The sequence below is a fragment of the Cryobacterium shii genome, from assembly GCF_004402595.1.
In the GTDB taxonomy this organism is placed as follows: domain Bacteria; phylum Actinomycetota; class Actinomycetes; order Actinomycetales; family Microbacteriaceae; genus Cryobacterium; species Cryobacterium shii.
Genome location: NZ_SOFY01000070.1, coordinates 1 through 18091, shown reverse-complemented (window position 1 = coordinate 18091; position 18091 = coordinate 1). Strand labels below are relative to the sequence as shown.

At 70.7% G+C, this 18091-nt stretch carries 16 protein-coding genes; 13 read left to right on the top strand and 3 right to left on the bottom strand.

The features are described 5' to 3' along the window. Positions 1-5 precede the first annotated feature (5 nt). The 6 genes from E3O49_RS12845 (at position 6) to E3O49_RS12820 (ending at position 6894) form a co-directional block, all read left to right on the top strand. Positions 6-2477 carry an ATP-dependent helicase gene (locus tag E3O49_RS12845; protein WP_134402670.1) on the top strand — a complete coding sequence of 824 codons (2472 nt, stop codon included), beginning with the start codon at positions 6-8 and terminating at the stop codon, positions 2475-2477. After that, on the top strand, positions 2477-3574 hold the full coding sequence (locus tag E3O49_RS12840; protein WP_244285305.1) for an FUSC family protein: 1098 nt from the start codon (positions 2477-2479) through the stop codon (positions 3572-3574). The genes E3O49_RS12845 and E3O49_RS12840 overlap by 1 nt, the downstream gene beginning before the upstream one ends. A gap of 87 nt (positions 3575-3661) precedes the next feature. Continuing rightward, positions 3662-5077, top strand: a complete 1416-nt coding sequence (locus E3O49_RS12835) for a ferredoxin reductase family protein (RefSeq protein ID WP_134405715.1) — start codon at positions 3662-3664, stop codon at positions 5075-5077. After that, complete coding sequence (locus E3O49_RS12830; protein ID WP_198416004.1) at positions 5074-5616, top strand: FMN-binding protein; 543 nt, start codon at positions 5074-5076, stop codon at positions 5614-5616. The genes E3O49_RS12835 and E3O49_RS12830 overlap by 4 nt, the downstream gene beginning before the upstream one ends. Next, positions 5616-6461: an FAD:protein FMN transferase gene (locus tag E3O49_RS12825; protein ID WP_244285304.1), complete on the top strand. Its 846-nt coding sequence runs from the start codon at positions 5616-5618 to the stop codon at positions 6459-6461. The genes E3O49_RS12830 and E3O49_RS12825 overlap by 1 nt, the downstream gene beginning before the upstream one ends. 145 nt (positions 6462-6606) lie before the next feature. After that, a complete protein-coding gene (locus E3O49_RS12820) occupies positions 6607-6894 on the top strand; it encodes a hypothetical protein (RefSeq protein ID WP_134451728.1) in 288 nt (95 codons plus the stop codon). Between the two features lie 4 nt (positions 6895-6898). Here E3O49_RS12820 and E3O49_RS12815 read toward each other — a convergent pair whose 3' ends face one another. The 3 genes from E3O49_RS12815 to E3O49_RS12805 all read right to left on the bottom strand — a co-directional run bounded on the left by E3O49_RS12815 (position 6899) and on the right by E3O49_RS12805 (position 8866). Then, positions 6899-7378: a MarR family winged helix-turn-helix transcriptional regulator gene (locus tag E3O49_RS12815; RefSeq protein ID WP_134366219.1), complete on the bottom strand. Its 480-nt coding sequence runs from the start codon at positions 7376-7378 to the stop codon at positions 6899-6901. Between the two features lie 260 nt (positions 7379-7638). Then, entirely contained in the window at positions 7639-8055 is a 417-nt protein-coding gene (locus tag E3O49_RS12810; RefSeq protein ID WP_134366220.1) for a DUF3054 domain-containing protein, read from the bottom strand. Positions 8056-8155: 100 nt separating this feature from the next. Beyond that, complete coding sequence (locus tag E3O49_RS12805; protein WP_134366221.1) at positions 8156-8866, bottom strand: VIT1/CCC1 transporter family protein; 711 nt, start codon at positions 8864-8866, stop codon at positions 8156-8158. 238 nt (positions 8867-9104) lie between these two features. Between E3O49_RS12805 and sucC the strand changes: the two genes are divergently transcribed. From sucC to E3O49_RS12770, 7 genes are all read left to right on the top strand, one after another. After that, on the top strand, positions 9105-10274 hold the full coding sequence (sucC, locus tag E3O49_RS12800; protein ID WP_134366222.1) for an ADP-forming succinate--CoA ligase subunit beta: 1170 nt from the start codon (positions 9105-9107) through the stop codon (positions 10272-10274). Positions 10275-10287: 13 nt separating this feature from the next. Then, positions 10288-11175 (top strand): succinate--CoA ligase subunit alpha, encoded by an 888-nt coding sequence (sucD, locus tag E3O49_RS12795; protein ID WP_134366223.1) that lies wholly within the window; start codon positions 10288-10290, stop codon positions 11173-11175. A gap of 479 nt (positions 11176-11654) precedes the next feature. Then, the gene (locus tag E3O49_RS12790; RefSeq protein ID WP_241975873.1) at positions 11655-13004 is read left to right on the top strand and encodes a cell division protein PerM; all 1350 of its coding nucleotides are present in this window, start codon (positions 11655-11657) and stop codon (positions 13002-13004) included. Between the two features lie 92 nt (positions 13005-13096). Then, a complete protein-coding gene (gene purN, locus E3O49_RS12785) occupies positions 13097-13690 on the top strand; it encodes a phosphoribosylglycinamide formyltransferase (RefSeq protein WP_134366224.1) in 594 nt (197 codons plus the stop codon). Then, positions 13687-15363 (top strand): bifunctional phosphoribosylaminoimidazolecarboxamide formyltransferase/IMP cyclohydrolase, encoded by a 1677-nt coding sequence (gene purH / locus E3O49_RS12780; protein WP_134409782.1) that lies wholly within the window; start codon positions 13687-13689, stop codon positions 15361-15363. The genes purN and purH overlap by 4 nt, the downstream gene beginning before the upstream one ends. A gap of 220 nt (positions 15364-15583) precedes the next feature. Then, positions 15584-16780, top strand: coding sequence for a mechanosensitive ion channel family protein (locus tag E3O49_RS12775; protein WP_241975872.1), 1197 nt, complete (start codon positions 15584-15586; stop codon positions 16778-16780). A gap of 149 nt (positions 16781-16929) precedes the next feature. Next, complete coding sequence (locus tag E3O49_RS12770) at positions 16930-18009, top strand: Glu/Leu/Phe/Val dehydrogenase dimerization domain-containing protein (protein ID WP_134366226.1); 1080 nt, start codon at positions 16930-16932, stop codon at positions 18007-18009. Positions 18010-18091: the final 82 nt, after the last annotated feature.

Here is an 18091-nt window from a genome sequence, read left to right as displayed (position 1 = left end):
TCGATATGACGACGCTCTTCGACCCGGATCACACGCCCACCCGCGAGGTCCCTTCCGCGGCGCCCATCATTCTCGACGGGGCCGGTCACGGCCGCTCCGACGACAGCGGCTACGAGAGCCCCCTGCTGGAGGGGCTCAACCGTCAGCAGAGAGAAGCCGTCCTGTACCGCGGCCCGGCCCTGCTGATCATCGCCGGAGCCGGCTCCGGCAAGACCAGCGTGCTCACCCGCCGCATCGCCAGCCTGCTGGAGACCCGCGAGGCCTGGCCGAGCCAGATCCTCGCCATCACCTTCACGAACAAGGCCGCCGCCGAGATGCGCGAGCGGGTCAAGGTCATCCTCGGCCAGGGTGCCGACGGAATGTGGATCTCCACCTTCCACTCCTCCTGCGTGCGCATCCTGCGCCGCGAGGCCGAGAACGCGGGCCTATCGCCCACCTTCAGCATCTACGACTCGGCCGACAGCAAGGTCACCCTCAAGCGCATCATCAAGGCCCTCGACGCCGACACCCTCGGGTTCACCCCCGGCAATGCCTCCGCGAAGATCTCCAAGCTCAAGAACGAGCTCGCCGACGCCGACTCCTACGCCCGCAATGCGAACATGAGCGACCCGCAGGAGGTCATGTTCGTCGAGATCTTCCGGCAGTACACCAGCCGGCTGCGCGCCGCGAACGCCCTCGACTTCGACGACCTGATCGGGGAGACGGTCTACCTGTTCCGGGCCTTCCCGAAGATCGCGGCCCTCTACCGGCGCCGGTTTCGCCACATCCTGGTCGACGAATACCAGGACACCAACCACGCCCAGTACTCGCTCGTGCGGGAGCTGACACGCCCGGTCGAGCCCGCTCTGGCCGAGGAGATGGAGGCGCAGGGCGTGCACGTGCGCAACCTGCGCGACGCCACCGGCGGCATCCCCGGGGCCTCGCTCACCGTGGTCGGCGACTCCGACCAGTCCATTTACGCGTTCCGTGGCGCGGACACCCGCAACATCAGCGAGTTCGAGCGCGACTTCCCGGGCACGAAGGTGATCCTGCTGGAGCAGAACTACCGCTCGACCCAGAACATCCTCTCGGCCGCGAACGCCGTGATCGGCCACAACTTCGACCGCAAAGACAAGAGGCTGTGGAGCGCGGGCGGCGACGGCGAGAAGATCGTCGGCTACACGGCGTACTCCGGCCACGACGAGGCCCAGTTCGTGTCCGACGAGATCGAGGTGCTGCACCAGGCCGGCATGGCCTACCGCGACATGGCCGTGTTCTACCGCACCAACGCGCAGACCCGTGCGCTGGAAGAGATCCTGGTGCGCTCCGCGGTGCCCTACCGCGTCGTCGGCGGCACCAAGTTCTATGAGCGCGCCGAGATCAAGGATGCTCTGGCGTACCTGATCGCGGTCGCCAACCCGACCGACGAGCTGGCCCTGCGCCGCATCCTGAACACCCCCAAGCGCGGGATCGGGCCGGCCACCGAGACGGCGCTGGCCAGTTTCGCCGAGGCGAACCAGATCAGCTTCCGGCAGGCCATGCGCGACTCCTCGTCGCTGGGCCTCGGCCCCAAGGTGACCGGGGCCATCCTGAAGCTCGCCACCCTGCTCGACGAAGCGGCGGGCAAGCTCGACCCGGAGAACCCGGCCGGCACGGCCAACGTGTCCGAGCTGCTCACCTTCCTGCTCGACGGCAGCGGACTGCTCACCCTGCTCCGGAACAGCCGCGACCCACAAGACGAGGCGCGCGCCGAGAACATCGAGGAACTCGTCGCCCAGACCAAGGACTTCAACAAAGAGAACCCCGACTCGGGGCTGGTCGACTTCCTCACCCAGGTCTCCCTGGTGGCCGCCGCCGACGACCTCGACGACGCCTCCGGCACGGTGTCGCTGATGACCCTGCACACGGCCAAGGGGCTCGAATACGAGGCCGTGTTCCTCACCGGCGTCGAGGAGGGGCTGCTGCCGCACCAGATGTCGGCCAACGAGCCCGGCGGGCCCGCCGAGGAACGGCGCCTCTTCTACGTGGGCATCACCCGGGCCCGCCAGCGCCTCTACCTGTCCCTGGCGATGACCCGGGCCCAGTTCGGCGATATCAACGTGGCGATGCCCAGTCGTTACCTGCAGGAGATCCCGGTCGCCCTGATCGACTGGAAGCAGTCCCCGGGCATGGCCAATTCCCGCGGGGGCACCCAGCCCCGGGCGCTGAACGCGAGGCGGGACGGATTCGGCGGCGGCTTCGCCAAGCGCGGCGAGCCGCAGGCCCTGCCGCCAGCACCGAAACCGAAGACCGAGTGGGCCAACCGGGTGCCGAGCCAGGTGCGCGACAACGGTGACCTCACCCTGGCAGCGGGCGACCGCATCCGTCACGTCGATTTCGGCGAGGGCCGCGTCAACCAGGTCACCGGCGAGGGCACCAAACGGATCGCGCACGTGCAGTTCGACACGGCGGGCGCAAAGAAGCTCCTGATCAAGATCGCGCCGATCGAGAAGATCTAGTGGCGGGGCCGCGCGCCGCGGAGCCCGGCGCACCGGAAGGTAAGCCCGAGTCCCTGCTCGAGCGGGTGAAATCCCTCCCCGCCCTCGACCTCGAGGTGGCCTCCCGGGCCAGCATGGCCGTCGTGGCGCCCCTGATCGTGCTGGTGGCCATCGGTCGGATCGACTGGGCGGCCTATGCGTCGTTCGGGGCGATGACCTCGCTGTACGGTCGGAGCGAACCGTACCGGCTCCGGGCGCGCACGGTCAGCGTCGCGGCGGCCTGCATGCTCGTCAGCCTCGCGCTCGGGCTCTCGATGGCCGTGACCGGGGCGGCCCTGCCCGTGCTGGTGCTCGGCCTGCTGGGCGTGATCACGGCGGGGATCCTGGTGGCGTCGACGTACGGATTGTTCCCCGGAACGCCCATCTTCTTCGTTTTCGCCTACCTGGTCTGCGCCCAGATCCCGACGCCGGCGGCGGAGGTCGTTCCCCGGCTGCTCGTGGGCGTCGCAGCGGCGGCCTTCGCCTGGCTGCTGACCATGTCGGGCTGGTGGTTCCGGCGCCTGGCCGGCGACCGTTCCACCGACCTGTTCAAGCTCCTGCCCCGCGAGCCGCTCCTGCGCCCGGCCGCCGTCCGCGACCCGCAGGTGTGGTTCACCATCGCCCAGAACGCGGCCGGGGTGCTCCTGGCCGGCGCCCTCGCGATGCTGGCCGGCATCGGGCACCCCTACTGGGCCGTCGTCAGCGTGGTGGCGGTGCTTCCGCCGCCGCGGGCCGCGCACTCGATCTCCCGCGCCGTGCACCGCATCGTCGGCACCGTGCTCGGCGTCGCGGTGACCGGACTCGTGTTGCTGCCGGGGCCATCCGTCTGGGTGCTGATCGCGGTGATCGCGGTCGGCCAGTTCGGCGCGGAGATTCTGATCGGCCGCCACTACGGCGCAGCCCTGCTCTTCGTCACCCCCCTGGCGCTGACCGTCGCCCACCTGGCCGGCCCCACCGCGGTCCCGGCGCTGCTGGTCGACCGCGTGGTCGAGACCGCGCTCGGCGGCGCGGTCGCGATCCTGATCGTGCTTGCGGCGCGGGCCGTGGCCCGGCACGGCCCGCGGCACCCGGCCGCCTGAGCAGTCCGCCCCCGCGCATCGGAAGCGCACAGGTTGTTCACAGGTCGTCGATAGCGTCCCGATTGGTTGTCTCGAGAAGCTTCACTCATGAGCTTCGACACCCGCGTCACCCAACGGCCCCTCAGGGTGGCCCCGACCCCGCGCATCCGGCCCGAATACAAGCGACGGATGCGGCTGGCCGACACCTTGCAGGTGCTCTGCTTCGTCTCCGTGGCCGTCTCGATCGCACTGTTCCTCGGCGACGGCGGGGCCGCCCGGTTCTCCACTCCCGCTGACGCGATCACCTCCCTCGGCGTGCTGACCGGGCTCGTCGGCACCGACCTGCTGCTCGTGATGATGCTCCTGGCCGCCCGGCTGCCCGCGATCGACCGGGCCTTCGGCCACGACAGCGCCATGGCGCTGCACCAGTCGCTGGGCAAGCCCGCCCTGTACCTGATCCTCGCGCACGTCGTGCTCCTGATCACCGGCTACTCGCTCGCCGGCAAGGTCACCATCTTCGCCGAGGCGTGGAGCATGATCACCCAGCTGCCGGACATGCTCCTGGCCCTGGCCGGCCTCGGTCTCCTGATCCTCGTCGTCGTCACCTCCCTCGTGATCGTGCGGCACCGCCTGCCCTACGAGGTGTGGCACATCGTGCACCTGCTCTCCTACGCCGCGGTCCTGGCCGCGCTCCCGCACCAGCTGACCTCCGGCAGCCTGTTGATCGCGGGATCGGCCCAGTGGTACTACTGGCTGGCCCTGTACACCGGGGTGGCCGGGTCGATCCTGGTCTTCCGGTTCATCCTGCCGGTCGTGCGTTCACTGCGGGCCCGGCTCGTGGTGGAGGGCGTCGACGAGGTCGGCGACGGAGTCGTCTCGATCCGCCTGTCCGGGCGCCGGCTGCGCCGGCTCAAGGCCAGCTCCGGCCAGTTCTTCATCTGGCGCTTCTGGACGCCGGGACTCTGGTGGCAGGCGCACCCGTTCTCCCTCTCCGCCGCCCCCACCGGCAACTCGCTGCGGATCACCGTGCGTGCCCTCGGCGACGCCTCCGCGGCCCTGCCCGGCCTGCGCCGCGGCACCCGGGTGAGCTTCGAGGGGCCCTACGGCCTCTTCACCGACCGGGCCAGGACCTCCCCGCGGCTCGTGCTCGTGGCCGCCGGCATCGGCGTCGCCCCGATCCGCTCGCTGCTGGAAACGGCGACGTTCCTGCCGGGGCACGCCACGGTCATCCTGCGCGCCCACACGGCCGAAGACAGCTACCTGGCCGACGAACTGGCCGCCCTCTGCCAGGCCCGTGGCGCCGAACTGCGCATCATCGCCGGCAAGCGCCCCGCCGGGCTGAACACGTGGCTCCCTGCCAAAGCGGTGTCGGCCCGGGTCAGCCTGAAGACCCTGGTGCCGCAGCTCCGCGAGTCGGATGTCTACATCTGCGGCCCGCGCCGCTGGACCGACGAGGTCGTGCGGGACGCCCGCTCGGCCGGCCTGCCCACACGACAAATCCATTTTGAAAGGTTCGACTGGTGAGAATACGAGCAGCGGCCTCGGCCGCCCTGGCCTCCGTTTCGGTGTTGGCGATCGGCTGGATGGTCGGCGCGCCGGCCGCGGAATCCCTGCAGGCCACCCTGGCCAGTGCGACCACGGCAACGACCACCCCGGCCGCGTCGACGACGCCAGCCGCGACGTCCGCAACGACACCGTCAGCAACCACGCCGACCGCGGGAACGGGGGAGGCGGCCCAGGCGCCGGCGGCAGCGACCGCGCCGGTCGCGGCCACCCCCGCCGGGGTCACCGGGACCTTCGACGGGTCGGTCGTGCAGACCCGCTTCGGCAACGTGCAGGTGTCGGTGACCATCGACAACGGCACGATCACCGAGGTGAGCGCCCTGCACCTGACCGACCACGACCCGAGATCGGTGGCAATCAGCAACCAGGCCGCGCCGATCCTGCGGTCCGAGGTGCTCACCGCGCAGTCAGCCCAGGTGCAGAACGTCAGCGGCGCGACCTACACGACCGCCGGTTACCTGCAATCGATGCAGGCGGCCCTCGACGCCGCCCAGTTCTGATGCGGCATAACAGTCTTCTGACGCCGCCGTCGCCCGTGCTGCCGGGCGGCTCCGGTGTGGCGGCGCTGCTGGTCGAGACCATGGGGACCGTCGTCAGCATCCGTCTGGGTGCGACCGCCGGTGACGCCGCAGCACTCGACGGCGGCGCGCAACCCCGCATCCCCGCGCTGGAGACCCGGGCCACGGTCGAGGGCGTGTTCCGGCGCTGGGACGAGCAGTTCAGCCTGTACCGGCCGGACTCGGAACTGAGCCGGGTCAACCGCGGGCAGGTTCGCCTCACCCAGGCCAGCGACACCCTCCGGGTCTGTTACGCCCTCGCCCTGGACTGGCGCGACCGCACCGACGGGGTCTTCACCCCGCACCGGGCGGACGGCGCCATCGACCTGTCCGGAGTGGTCAAGAGCCTGGCCATCCAGGAGGCGGGCGACCTGCTCGCCGCCCGGGGTGCCGGCGACTGGTCCCTGAACGCGGGCGGGGACATCCTCGTCAGCGGTCACCAGGCGCCGGGGCAGGACTGGCTGGCCGCGATCGTCGACCCGGCGGACCGGCAGGCCCTGCTCGCCTCCGTGCCTCTGGCCAGGCCGCTGCGCGCCGTGGCCAGCTCGGGCAGTGCGGAGCGGGGGGAGCACATTTGGACGACGGTCGACGGCGGGGTGTCCCCGTACCGCCAGGTCAGCGTGTTCGGCCGAGACATCGTGACCGCGGACGTGCTGGCCACGACCATCATCGCCGGCGGCGAGGACGCACTGAACCGCAGCACCGAGAACTTCGAGATCGAGGTGCTCGCCGTGCTGAGGGACGGTTCGCTGCTCGCCACACCGGGGCTGCGGGCGGGCCCCGCCTGAGCCGGGCCGAGGTGGCCGGGCACCCCGCGGGCTGCCCCCGCCGGCAGCCTTGTCGGCAGCCTTGTCGCTTCGGTTCCGGGAGCGTACCGTTGCCCGGGCGGGGGCGCCTTCGGGGTGGCCGCCGTCGAACCAGGAGGTGGTGACCATGGCAACTGACCCGGACGGGCTCTGGCCGCGGCGAGCGGATGCCGCGAGCGAGGGAGTCGACGAGGAGCGCGAAATCGACGACATCGACCGCACCCTCGAAGAGGACCTTCTCCCCGAGGAGGAAGAGGAAGGCGAGGCGGAGTGGATGGCCGACGCCGACCAGCGCCCGGTCGGCCTCGACGATGAGGAGGACCGCGCGGAGGACCGCGCGGAGGACCGCGCGGTCGACGAGGACCGCATCGAGGACCGCACGTTCGAGGCCGGCGAGGACGAACTCGAGCGCTAGCCGCTCAGCCGAGCCCGAGCAGCCGGTGGTGCGGGTCGAGCGTGGCCAGCATGCGGCCGCAGATGTCGCTGAGTTGGGACACCTGCCGGGCGCTGAGCGCGTCGAAGACGACCGATCGCACCTCTTCGACGTGGCCGGGGGCGCTGGCGAGCACCTTGGCCCAGCCGGCATCCGTCAGCGTCGCGATCGAGGCGCGCCCGTCCCTCGGCGAGGCGGCGCGGGTCAGGAGGCCTTGTGCTTCCAGCCGGGCGATCACATGGGAGAGTCGGGACAGCGAGGAATTGGTGCGGGAGGCCAGCTCGGTCAGTGCCAGCGACCGGTCGGCGCACTCCGAGATCATCGCGAGCACGTAGTACTCGAAGTGGCTCAGGCCGGCATCCCGTTTCAACTGCTGCTCGAGGCGGTTCGGCAGCAGCATCGTCACGGCCATCAGCCGCAGCCACGCTTCTCGTTCGTCGTCGGTCAGCCAGCGCGGTTCGGTCATGGCCCGATTCTACCGCTAACTTGACGTTTCAACTAAAACCGCCCGCTCTGCCGGCCTCGCCGAACCGTGAGTTGCGCTCCCTTCCCGGGCTCGAAGAGGGTCGCTTCTCACGGTTCGGCGAGGGGTCGTCGGGCTGCTCGCCGAACGGATGCCCGACCCGTCAGTCTCCCCTTCCCCGGGCTGCTCGCCGAGCGGACGCCCGCCCCCTTTCGCCGAGCCGTGAGTTCGGCCCCTCGATCACGTCGGGAGAGGAGACTTGCTCACCGTTCGGCGCGAGCGAGAGGGTGGATGCGGGCGCCGCGCCGCGCCTGGGCCCGGCGCAGAAGGGCTGCGAGCCCGCGCCAGCCGAGCAGGAACACCCCGAGCACGATCGTCGTGACGATGACGAAACTCAGCTGCACGCCCTGGCCGCTCACCAGGCGCAGCAGCATTCCGCCGGCGACGGCGGCCAGCCAGATACCGACGCCGGTCCAGACGATCCGCTGCGGGCTGCGCCAGGCGCGCAGGGCAACCCAGCCGATGGCCAGCCCGCCGAGGAACGGCCACCACGTGCTGAGCGCGCCGAGCAGCCCCTCGCTGTGACTGGCCCGGCCGATCAGGACGAAGACCAGGACCAGCGCGGCGTCGAGGCCCGCCGAGACAAGGACGGTGGACGCGCGGACTCGCTGGTTTACCATGCCTCCAGCCTACGGCGGCCGTGGATCGGGCCGCGGGGCCGGCCAGGGCGTCGGTCAGGCCGCGGTGCCGGCCTGGGAGTCGAACAGACCGAGGTGCCGGTCAGACCGAGGTGCCGATCAGGGAGCCGATCGCCCAGGTGACGCCGAGCGCGAGCAGGCCGCCGACGAGCACCCGGGAAATGGCGCGGGACTTCGGGCTCCCGCCGAGGTACGCGCTCAGCCAGCCGGTGATGACCAGGGCGACCGCGACGGCGAGGAAGGTGGCCGGCAGACGCCATTCCGGCGGCGGCAGCAGCACCGCCAGCAGTGGCAGGACCGCACCGACCGTGAACGCGATCGCGGAGGCGTACGCGGCGTGCCAGGGGTTGGACAACTCCTCGGCCGAGATGTGCAGTTCCACCTCGAGGTGCGCCGCCAGAGCGTCGTGCGAGGTCAGCTCGAGTGCCACCAGCCGGGCCGTATCCGTGCTGAGACCCTTCGCCTGGTACAGGCCCGCCAGCTCGGCGAGCTCCTGATCCGGCATGTGCTCGAGTTCCCAGGTCTCCTTGGCGATCAGGGCCCGCTCGGTGTCGCGCTGGCTGCTCACGGAGACGTACTCGCCCAGGGCCATCGAGATCGCGCCGGCGAGCAGGGCGGCGACGCCCGCGATCAGGATCGCCGCGGCATCCGTGGTCGCCGCCGCGACGCCGACCACCAGGGCCGCCACCGACACGATGCCGTCGTTGGCGCCGAGCACCCCGGCCCGCAGCCAATTCAGGCGCGAGGCATGGTCGGCGGAGTGGGGTTCGGTGCCGTGCTCCGGTTCAGTCATGTCTGCATCCAACCAGTCGGATGCCCGGAGCGCCAGCACGAACCGGCGGGCTTTTTGAGCCTTCGCGCGGTCTGCGGCCCGCGCGGCCAGCCGGGCGGTGTTCGCGATGCCCGTGTGGGACGCTAGAGTTTGAAACGGTACGTATGTCTTGATGTCGAGCTATTTGCGGCGCGGGCATCCGTGCCCATTGCCCCTCAAGACCTTGCAGGAACGCTTCGACGCGGATTGGAAGAGCAGCGTGGATCTTTACGAATATCAGGCACGAGACCTGTTTGAACAGTATGGAGTCCCGGTTCTTCCGGGCATCATCGCGGACACTCCGGAGGAGGTGCGTGCTGCAGCCGAGAAGCTGGGCGGCGTTGTCGTCGTCAAGGCCCAGGTGAAGGTCGGCGGCCGCGGCAAAGCCGGCGGAGTGAAGGTCGCGAAGACCCCCGACGACGCAGAGGCCGCCGGTCGCGCGATCCTTGGCCTGGACATCAAGGGCCACACCGTCAACCGGGTCATGGTTGCCGGCGGAGCGCGCATCGCACAGGAGTTCTACTTCTCCGTGCTGCTGGACCGCACCAACCGTTCCTACCTCTCCCTCGCCAGCTACGAGGGTGGCGTGGAGATCGAGGTCCTCGCGGTCGAGAAGCCCGAGGCGCTCGCCTACACCGCCATCGACCCGATCGCCGGCATCGACCTGGCCACGGCCCGCGAGATCGCTATTGCGGCGAAGTTCCCGGACGAGCTGGTCGACAAGGTCGCACCGGTCTTCGTGCAGCTCTACACCGTGTTCAAGGGTGAGGACGCGACCCTGGTCGAGGTCAACCCGCTCGTGCTGACCGAAGAGGGCGAAATCATCGCGCTCGACGGCAAGGTCACGATCGATGAGAACGCCGGCTTCCGCCACCCGAAGCACGCCCTCCTCGAGGACGCGGCCGCTGCGGACCCGCTCGAAGCGAAGGCCAAAGAGAACGACCTCAACTACGTCAAGCTCGACGGCGAAGTCGGCATCATCGGCAACGGCGCCGGGCTCGTCATGAGCACCCTGGACGTCGTCGCCTATGCGGGCGAAAACCACGGCGGCGTCAAGCCGGCCAACTTCCTCGACATCGGAGGCGGAGCATCCGCTGAGGTCATGGCGGCCGGACTGGACGTCATCCTCGGCGACCCGCAGGTCAAGGCCGTCTTCGTCAACGTCTTCGGCGGCATCACCGCCTGTGACGCCGTCGCCAAGGGCATCGTGGGCGCGCTCGCCGAACTCGGCAGCGCCGCCAACAAGCCGCTCGTCGTGCGCCTCGACGGCAACAACGTCGAGGAGGGCCGCCGCATCCTCGCCGAGGCCAACCATCCGCTCGTCACACTGGCCGCAACCATGGACGAGGGCGCCGACAAGGCCGCCGAACTCGCCCACGCCGCGAAGTAAGGGATTTTCGAACATGTCAATCTTCCTCAACAAGGACTCCAAGGTCATCGTGCAGGGCATCACGGGCGGTGAGGGCACCAAGCACACCGCCCTCATGCTCAAGGCCGGCACCCAGGTCGTCGGCGGCGTCAACGCCCGCAAGGCCGGCACCACGGTCGTGCACGGCGACGTCGAACTGCCCGTGTTCGGCACGGTCGCCGAGGCCATGGAGAAGACGGGCGCGGATGTCTCCATCGCGTTCGTTCCGCCGGCCTTCACCAAGGACGCCGTGATCGAAGCCATCGACGCCGGCATCCCGCTGCTCGTCATCATCACCGAGGGCGTCCCCGTGCAGGACTCCGCCGAGTTCTGGGCGTACAACGTCGCCAAGGGCAACAAGACCCGCATCATCGGTCCGAACTGCCCCGGCATCATCACCCCGGGCGAAGCGCTCGTCGGCATCACGCCGGCGAACATCACCGGCAAGGGCCCGGTCGGCCTCGTCTCCAAGTCGGGCACCCTGACCTACCAGATGATGTACGAACTGCGCGACCTGGGCTTCTCCACCGCGATCGGCATCGGCGGGGACCCGATCATCGGGACCACCCACATCGACGCGCTCGAAGCGTTCGAGGCTGACCCGGAGACCCTCGCCATCGTCATGATCGGCGAGATCGGCGGCGACGCCGAGGAGAAGGCGGCCGAGTACATCAAGGCCCATGTCACCAAGCCGGTGATCGGCTACGTCGCCGGCTTCACCGCCCCCGAGGGCAAGACCATGGGCCACGCCGGCGCCATCGTCTCCAACGGAGCCGGAACCGCCCAGGGCAAGAAGGAGGCCCTCGAGGCCGCCGGGGTCAAGGTCGGCAAGACGCCGAGCGAGACCGCCACCCTGCTGCGCGAGGTGCTCGCAGCGCTGTAGCACCGGTGCCGGTTCCCACCGGAATCCGTTGATCGGGCCCGCCTTCCAGGCGGGCCCTTTCTCGTCTCCCCGGCTCGTGCGCTTGCTCCTGCCCGTGCTGCAGCTCCTGCCCCGGTGCCCTGACGAATTCGACGGAGATTTTGCCGAAATCGGGCCGAAACCGCGCCCAGGCGGCTGTGGGGAGCAAAATCTCCGTCGAATTGGTGAGTGCGCGGTTCCCGCCCCGGTTCCCGCCCCGGTTCCCGTGGCGGCGGGCGCGCGTGTCGGAGGCTCGCGTCGTCGTCGTCGCCGTCGTCGCCGCCGGCTCGCGTGTTGGAGCCAGATCTGCCCCGGAGGCCTGATGAATTCGACGGAGATTTTGCCCGAAACCGGGCCAAAACCGCTTCCGGGCGCCTGTGGGAGCAAAATTTCCGTCGAATTGGTGAGTGCGCGGCGGGGGCTGGAAAGCCGGTGCGGGGGAAAGGGTAGGCTCCGACCGGATGAAACGCTTAACGACAGCCCTGCTTGCCGCACTCGAGGCGCTCATTGTCGTAGCCATCGGGTTGGGCATCTCGGCCGTCCCGCTGACCGTGCTGTGGGCCACGCAGTTCGGCCTCACCGTGGACGGGCTCGTGTTCTGGCGCGCCGCCGTCGACGTCTGGCTCCTCGGCAACGGGGTGGACCTGGCCGTGCAACTCGACCCGGCCCTCGTGGCCGCCCTCGGCCTGCCCGGGGCGGACGCCCCGTTCCCGATCACCATCGCCCTGCTCGGGTTCGCGCTGCTGGCCGCGTCGTTCGGCCTCCGCACCGGCCGGCGGGCCGCGGAGACGCCCTTCCGGTGGGTCGGTGCCACGGCGGCCGTGCTCACCTACGCGCTGTTCACGATCCTGCTCGCGGCCACCGCCGGCACGGATGCCCTCCGCCCCGCCCTGCTGCAGGGGATCCTCCTGCCCACGGCGATCTACGCTGCCGGGGTGCTCCTCGGCGCAGACCCTGGGCTCCCCGGCCGCGTCCTCGGCCGCTTCGTCGACGCGCTGCCCGGACTGCTGCCGACCCGGGTGCCGGCCGCCCAGCGGGCCACCCTGCCGGACACGGTGCGCACGGTCGCCGGGGCAGCGCTGCGGGGCGGGACCGCCGCCGCCGCCGGGGTCGTCGGCGTGGCATCCGTCGTCGTGTGCGTGTTGATCCTTGGAAACTTCGCGACCATCATCGGCCTCTACGAGACGGTGCAGGCCGGCATCCTGGGCGGCATCGTGCTCACCCTGGCCCAGCTGGCCCTGATTCCGAACCTGGTGATCTGGGCGGCCTCCTGGCTGGTCGGACCCGGCATCGCCGTGGGCGCGGGCAGCAGCGTGTCCCCGATCGGCACCTCACTCGGAGCCGTACCGGGGCTGCCGATCTTCGGCGCATTGCCGCACGGCAGCCTGGCGTTCGGGTTCCTCGGTCTGCTCGCGCCGGTTGTGTTCGGTTTCCTGGCCGCGGTCATCATCCGCCAGCGCACGCCTCACCGCGGGGCCGCCGCGCCCCACCTCGCCCAGCGGCTGCTCACGGGCCTCGGCACCGGTCTCGTCGCCGGCGTCCTGCTCGGGCTGCTGGCCTGGTGGTCAGGTGGCGCCCTCGGACCCGGCCGGCTCGTGGAGGTCGGCCCTAATCCGCTCCTGGTCGCCGTTTTTGCCGCCCTGGAGGTCGGGATCGCGGCCTGCGCCGGGCTGCTGACCCCCGAGCCCCGTGCGCTGGTGCGCAGCCGGTCGACGGGTGCCGCGACGGGTGCCTCGACGAGCCGCGTGAACGAGGCGACCAGCGCCGGCCGTCTGCTCGGTCGACTCCGGGACCTCCGCCCGCCCCGCTAGCTCCACAGCCACAGGCCCAGGCCCAGCCGCCGCCGCTAACTGGCCCGCCCCGGCACGCCCCGGCCGGCCCCGTCAAACGGTAGGCTCGTCCCGTGCTGTCATTGGTCGTGTTGATCTCAGGCGGGGGATCCAACCTTCGCTCCCTGCTCGAGGCGTGCCAGGACGCCGACTTCCCCGCGCGGGTGGTGGCCATCGGCGCCGACCGCGACGCGGACGGACTGGAACTCGGTGAAGAGTTCGGCATCTCCTCCTTCACGGTCCCGTTCACCTCGCATCCGTCCCGGGACGCCTGGGGCGACGAGCTCCTCGCGCAGATCAGGCAGTGGACGCCGGACGTGGTCGTGCTCAGCGGCTTCATGCGCCTGCTGCCGCCTCGGGTGGTGGCGGCCCTGTCCCCGAACCTGCTCAACACGCATCCGGCGTACCTGCCCGAGTTCCCCGGGGCCCACGGCGTGCGCGACGCCCTCGCCGCCGGGGTCGCCGAAACCGGCGCCAGTCTCATCGTGGTCGACACCGGAGTCGACGACGGACCGATCATCGCGCAGGAACGGGTGCCGGTGCTGCCGGGCGACACCGAGGCATCCCTGCACGACCGAATCAAAATCGTCGAGCGTCGCCTGCTGGTGCAGGCGGTGCGCGATATCGCCACCGGACACGTCGACCTCAAGGAGCATTCCCACATATGAGCGGTCCCACCAACGCCCAGAGCCTGTACCGCGACCGGGATGTCGTGCCCGTGCGGCGCGCCCTCATCTCGGTGAGCGACAAGACCGGGCTGGTGGAGCTGGCGGCCGCCCTCGCGGCGACCGGCGTCGAGATCGTGTCGACCGGTTCGACCGCGGCGACGATCCGCGCGGCCGGCCACGACGTGACGGATGTCTCCAGCGTCACCGGATTCCCCGAATCCCTCGACGGCCGGGTGAAGACCCTGCACCCGGGTGTGCATGCCGGCATCCTCGCCGACCTGCGCCTGGAATCGCATGAGGCGCAGCTCGCCGACCTCGGCATCGCCGTGTTCGAACTCGTCGTGGTGAACCTTTACCCGTTCGTGGAAACGGTGGAGTCCGGGGCGTCCCCGGCCGACGTGATCGAGCAGATCGACATCGGCGGCCCGGCCCTCGTGCGCGCCGCCGCGAAGAACCACGCGAACGTCGCCATCGTGGTGGACCCCGACAACTACGACGAGATCATCGCCGCGGTCGCTGCGGGCGGCACCGCGCTGAAACTGCGCCAGAAACTGGCCTCGCTCGCGTTCGAGCACACGGCGGGCTACGACCTCAGCGTCTCCGCCTGGTTCACCGAAAACGTCTACGACCAGTGGCAGGACGACAGCGCGGCCCAGGGCGAGGAGATCCTCGAGGAGTTCGACGCCGTCATCGGCGACGCCCTCGACGCGGAGATGCCGTTCCCGGACACCCTCCTGATCGAGGCGACCCGCAGCGCCGTGCTGCGGTACGGCGAGAACTCGCACCAGGCCGCCGCCCTCTACGTCGGCGACGGCGGCCAGGGCATCGCCCAGGCCGTGCAGCGCCACGGCAAGGAGATGTCGTACAACAACTACGTCGACGCGGACGCCGCCGTGCGTGCCGCCTTCGACTTCGCCGAACCGGCCGTGGCCATCATCAAGCACGCCAACCCCTGCGGCATCGCCGTCGCCAGCCCGAAGACGCCGGACTCGATCGCCTCCGCCCACAAGCGCGCCCACGACTGCGACCCGATCTCCGCGTTCGGCGGGGTCATCGCCGCCAACCGCACGGTCACGCTCGCCATGGCCGAGACGGTCAGCCAGATCTTCACCGAGGTGCTCGTGGCCCCCGGGTTCGAGCCGGCCGCGTTCGAACTGCTCAGCGCCAAGAAGAACATCCGTCTGCTCGAACTGCCCGCCGACTACCAGCGTTCCTCGCTCGAGCTGCGCCAGATCTCCGGCGGCCTGCTCGTGCAGGAGACGGACTCCTTCGAGAACCTCGACTCCGGGACGTGGACCCTCGCCGCCGGCGACGAGGCCGACGCCGCCACCCGCGCGGACCTCGAGTTCGCCTGGAAGGCCTGCCGCTCGGTGAAGTCGAACGCCATCCTGCTGGCCCGCGGCGGGGCATCCGTCGGCGTCGGAATGGGGCAGGTCAACCGGGTCGACTCCTGCCACCTCGCCGTGCTGCGCGCCGGCGACCGGGCGGCCGGTTCGGTCGCGGCCTCCGACGCGTTCTTCCCGTTCGCCGACGGCCTGCAGGTGCTGCTCGAGGCCGGGGTCACCGCGGTCGTGCAGCCCGGCGGCTCGGTGCGCGACGAGGAAGTCATCGCCGCGGCGACGGCGGCCGGCGTCTCGATGTACTTCACCGGGGAGCGCCACTTCTTCCACTGAACGGAGAGGGCTGCCCGCCGGCTGTGGGCGCCGAGTGTCGGGTTCATCTGGTGCCGGTGCGGCTGATTCAGGAGATCCGCGGATGCCGCCGGTCGACTGCCCGGAATCCCGGGCGGTCGATCGCGCGGCATCCGTTCGTTCCTGAATTGGCCACACGGCGGACTCTGGCACCATTGAAGGGTCCGTGGCCGCAGCCGACGTCACGGCAGGAAGGACGGCCGTGTCAGATCTCGAGGGGTTCATCCAACCGGATTACCTGATCGCCCTGGCGGTCGCGATCGTCGGGGCCGTCGTGGTCACGGGGATCACGGCCCTCGCGTTCCGGGTCGCGGCCCGCCGCAAGACCTGGGCCCGCACGTTGGTCGGGCTCGTGCGGGTGCCGTTCCGCCTGACGCTGCTCGTGGGTGCGATCTGGTCGGTCAACACGCTGTTCCTGCAGACCACGACCGACATCGAGCGGCTGGTCGACTTCATCTTCCGCGCCCTGTTCATCGCCGCGTCGGCCTGGCTGGTCTGCGCGCTGCTCTACTTCTTCGAGGAGCTCTCGGCTTCCCGGTACCGCGTGGACGTGCGGGACAACCGCGTCGCCCGGCGCGTGCGCACCCAGCTGCGGATGCTGCGCCGTATCGGCGTCGTCGTGATCGTGATCTGCGCGATCGGGGCCGTGCTGCTCAGCATCCCCGGCGCCGCCACCCTGGGGGCGAGCCTGTTCGCATCCGCGGGCCTGCTCAGCGTCGTCGCCGGCCTTGCGGCGCAGTCCACCCTCGCGAACGTGTTCGCCGGCATCCAGCTGGCCTTCAACAACGCCCTGCGCGTCGACGACGTGGTCATTGTGGAGACCGAGTGGGGCAAGATCGAGGAGATCACGCTCACCTACGTGGTCGTGCACATCTGGGACGACCGCCGGATGGTGCTGCCGTCGACCTATTTCACGACGAACCCCTTCCAGAACTGGACCCGCCACAACAGCGAGCTGCTCGGCGCGGTCGAGTTCGACCTCGACTGGCGCGTGGACCCCGCCGGGATGCGCGAGGAACTCGACCGCATCGTCGCGCAGACCGAACTCTGGGACGGCCGCGTGGTCGTGCTCCAGGTGACGGATGCCGTGGGCGGCTTCGTGCGGGTCCGCGTGCTGGTCTCCGCCGCCGACGCCCCCACCCTGTTCGACCTCCGCTGCCTCGTGCGCGAGAACCTGATCGACTGGATCAACACGCACAACCCCGAGGCGCTGCCCGTGGGCCGGATGGAGCTCCGGCGGGAGCCCGCGCGTGACCAGGCCGTGGCCCGCGCGCCGAAATCGCCCCACCCCGTCACCGCTCCGATCGGCCTGTTCTCCGGCGACGAGAGCGCCAAGGCGCGGGCGGCGGAGTTCACGGCGGCCATTCCCGTGCAGAAGGGTGCGTCGGAGGAGCACTGAGGCGGCTTCGGAGGGCGGCCGCAGGCAGCCGGGCTCGCGGCGCAGGAGGCGTGCACCGGGCGGGCGGCGCGGCTATTCTGGTGCAGTCGACGCGCCACGATCGCGCCGGCGCAGCCAGCCCACAAGGCCGACCAGCAAGGAGAACCACCATGACTCTCACGCACCCCAACCCCTCGCTGGACGCGCTGATCGGCATCCCGTTCACGCACGAACGCGTGCTGATCACCACCGGCATCCGCTCGGGCCTCGTCATCACCGTGGCCGTGCACTCCACCCGCCTGGGCCAGGCCCTTGGCGGCGCCCGCATGTGGCAATACGAGAACTGGACGGATGCCGTCGCCGACGCCCTGCGCCTCTCGGCCGCGATGACGCTGAAGAACGCGGCCGCCGGGCTGCACCTCGGGGGCGGGAAGTCCGTCATCCACCTGCCGCTGGACACGGAACTCACCGACGCCGAGCGGCGTGACGCCATGCTCGACCTCGGCGACGCGATCGAGAGCCTGCACGGCGCCTACATGACGGCCGAGGATGTCGGCACGAACGCCGAGCTGATGGCCGTCGTCAAGGAGCGCACCGACCACGTCTGCGGCCTGCCGGTCGCCAGCGGCGGCGTCGGCGAGCCGGCCGAGGCGACCGCGGCCGGCGTGTACGCGAGCATTGTCGCCACCCTCGAGGCGCTGTTTGGCAGCCGGGAGGTCGCCGGCCGGCACCTCGTCATCGCCGGGCTGGGCCAGGTGGGCGGACGCCTCGCCACCCGACTCGCGGCCGCCGGCGCCCGGCTCACGGTCAGCGACGTCAACCTCGCCCGGCAGGACTTCGCCGCCGAACTCGGCGCGACCTGGGTGCCCGTGGACGGGGTACACCACGTTCCGGCCGACCTGTTCGTGCCCTGCGGCCTGGGCGGCGTGCTCAACGCCCGCGTGATCGGCGAACTCAACGTGCTCGGGGTCGTCGGCGCCGCCAACAACCAGCTCGCCCAGCCCGAGGGGGCGGCCCAGCTCGACGCCCGGGGCATCCTCTGGGCGCCCGACTTCGTCGTCAACGCCGGCGGGGTCATCTACCTCGCGCTGGCGAGCGAGCCGAACGCCGACCTCGACGCGGTCGCCGCCCGGGTCGAGGCGATCGGCGACGTGGTCACGCAGATCTTCACGGATGCCCGGGGCCTGGGCATCACGACCCTCGCCGCCGCCGAGCGTCTGGCGGCCGCGCGCCTCGACGCCGCCCGGTAGCTGGGAGCCGCCGCGGGCCCGCGTGTCGCCGGCCGTCCGCGTGTCGCCGGCCGTCCGCGTGTCGCCGGCCGTCCGCGTGCCG

Bases quoted from the DNA above. Each gene is read 5' to 3' on its own strand.
- E3O49_RS12845 (WP_134402670.1), top strand. From the start codon at position 6: ATGACGACGCTCTTCGACCCGGATCACACGCCCACCCGCGAGGTCCCT.
- E3O49_RS12835 (WP_134405715.1), top strand. From the start codon at position 3,662: ATGAGCTTCGACACCCGCGTCACCCAACGGCCCCTCAGGGTGGCCCCG.
- E3O49_RS12825 (WP_244285304.1), top strand. From the start codon at position 5,616: ATGCGGCATAACAGTCTTCTGACGCCGCCGTCGCCCGTGCTGCCGGGC.
- E3O49_RS12820 (WP_134451728.1), top strand. From the start codon at position 6,607: ATGGCAACTGACCCGGACGGGCTCTGGCCGCGGCGAGCGGATGCCGCG.
- E3O49_RS12815 (WP_134366219.1), bottom strand. From the start codon at position 7,378: ATGACCGAACCGCGCTGGCTGACCGACGACGAACGAGAAGCGTGGCTG.
- E3O49_RS12810 (WP_134366220.1), bottom strand. From the start codon at position 8,055: ATGGTAAACCAGCGAGTCCGCGCGTCCACCGTCCTTGTCTCGGCGGGC.
- E3O49_RS12805 (WP_134366221.1), bottom strand. From the start codon at position 8,866: ATGACTGAACCGGAGCACGGCACCGAACCCCACTCCGCCGACCATGCC.
- sucD (WP_134366223.1), top strand. From the start codon at position 10,288: ATGTCAATCTTCCTCAACAAGGACTCCAAGGTCATCGTGCAGGGCATC.
- E3O49_RS12790 (WP_241975873.1), top strand. From the start codon at position 11,655: ATGAAACGCTTAACGACAGCCCTGCTTGCCGCACTCGAGGCGCTCATT.
- purH (WP_134409782.1), top strand. From the start codon at position 13,687: ATGAGCGGTCCCACCAACGCCCAGAGCCTGTACCGCGACCGGGATGTC.
- E3O49_RS12770 (WP_134366226.1), top strand. From the start codon at position 16,930: ATGACTCTCACGCACCCCAACCCCTCGCTGGACGCGCTGATCGGCATC.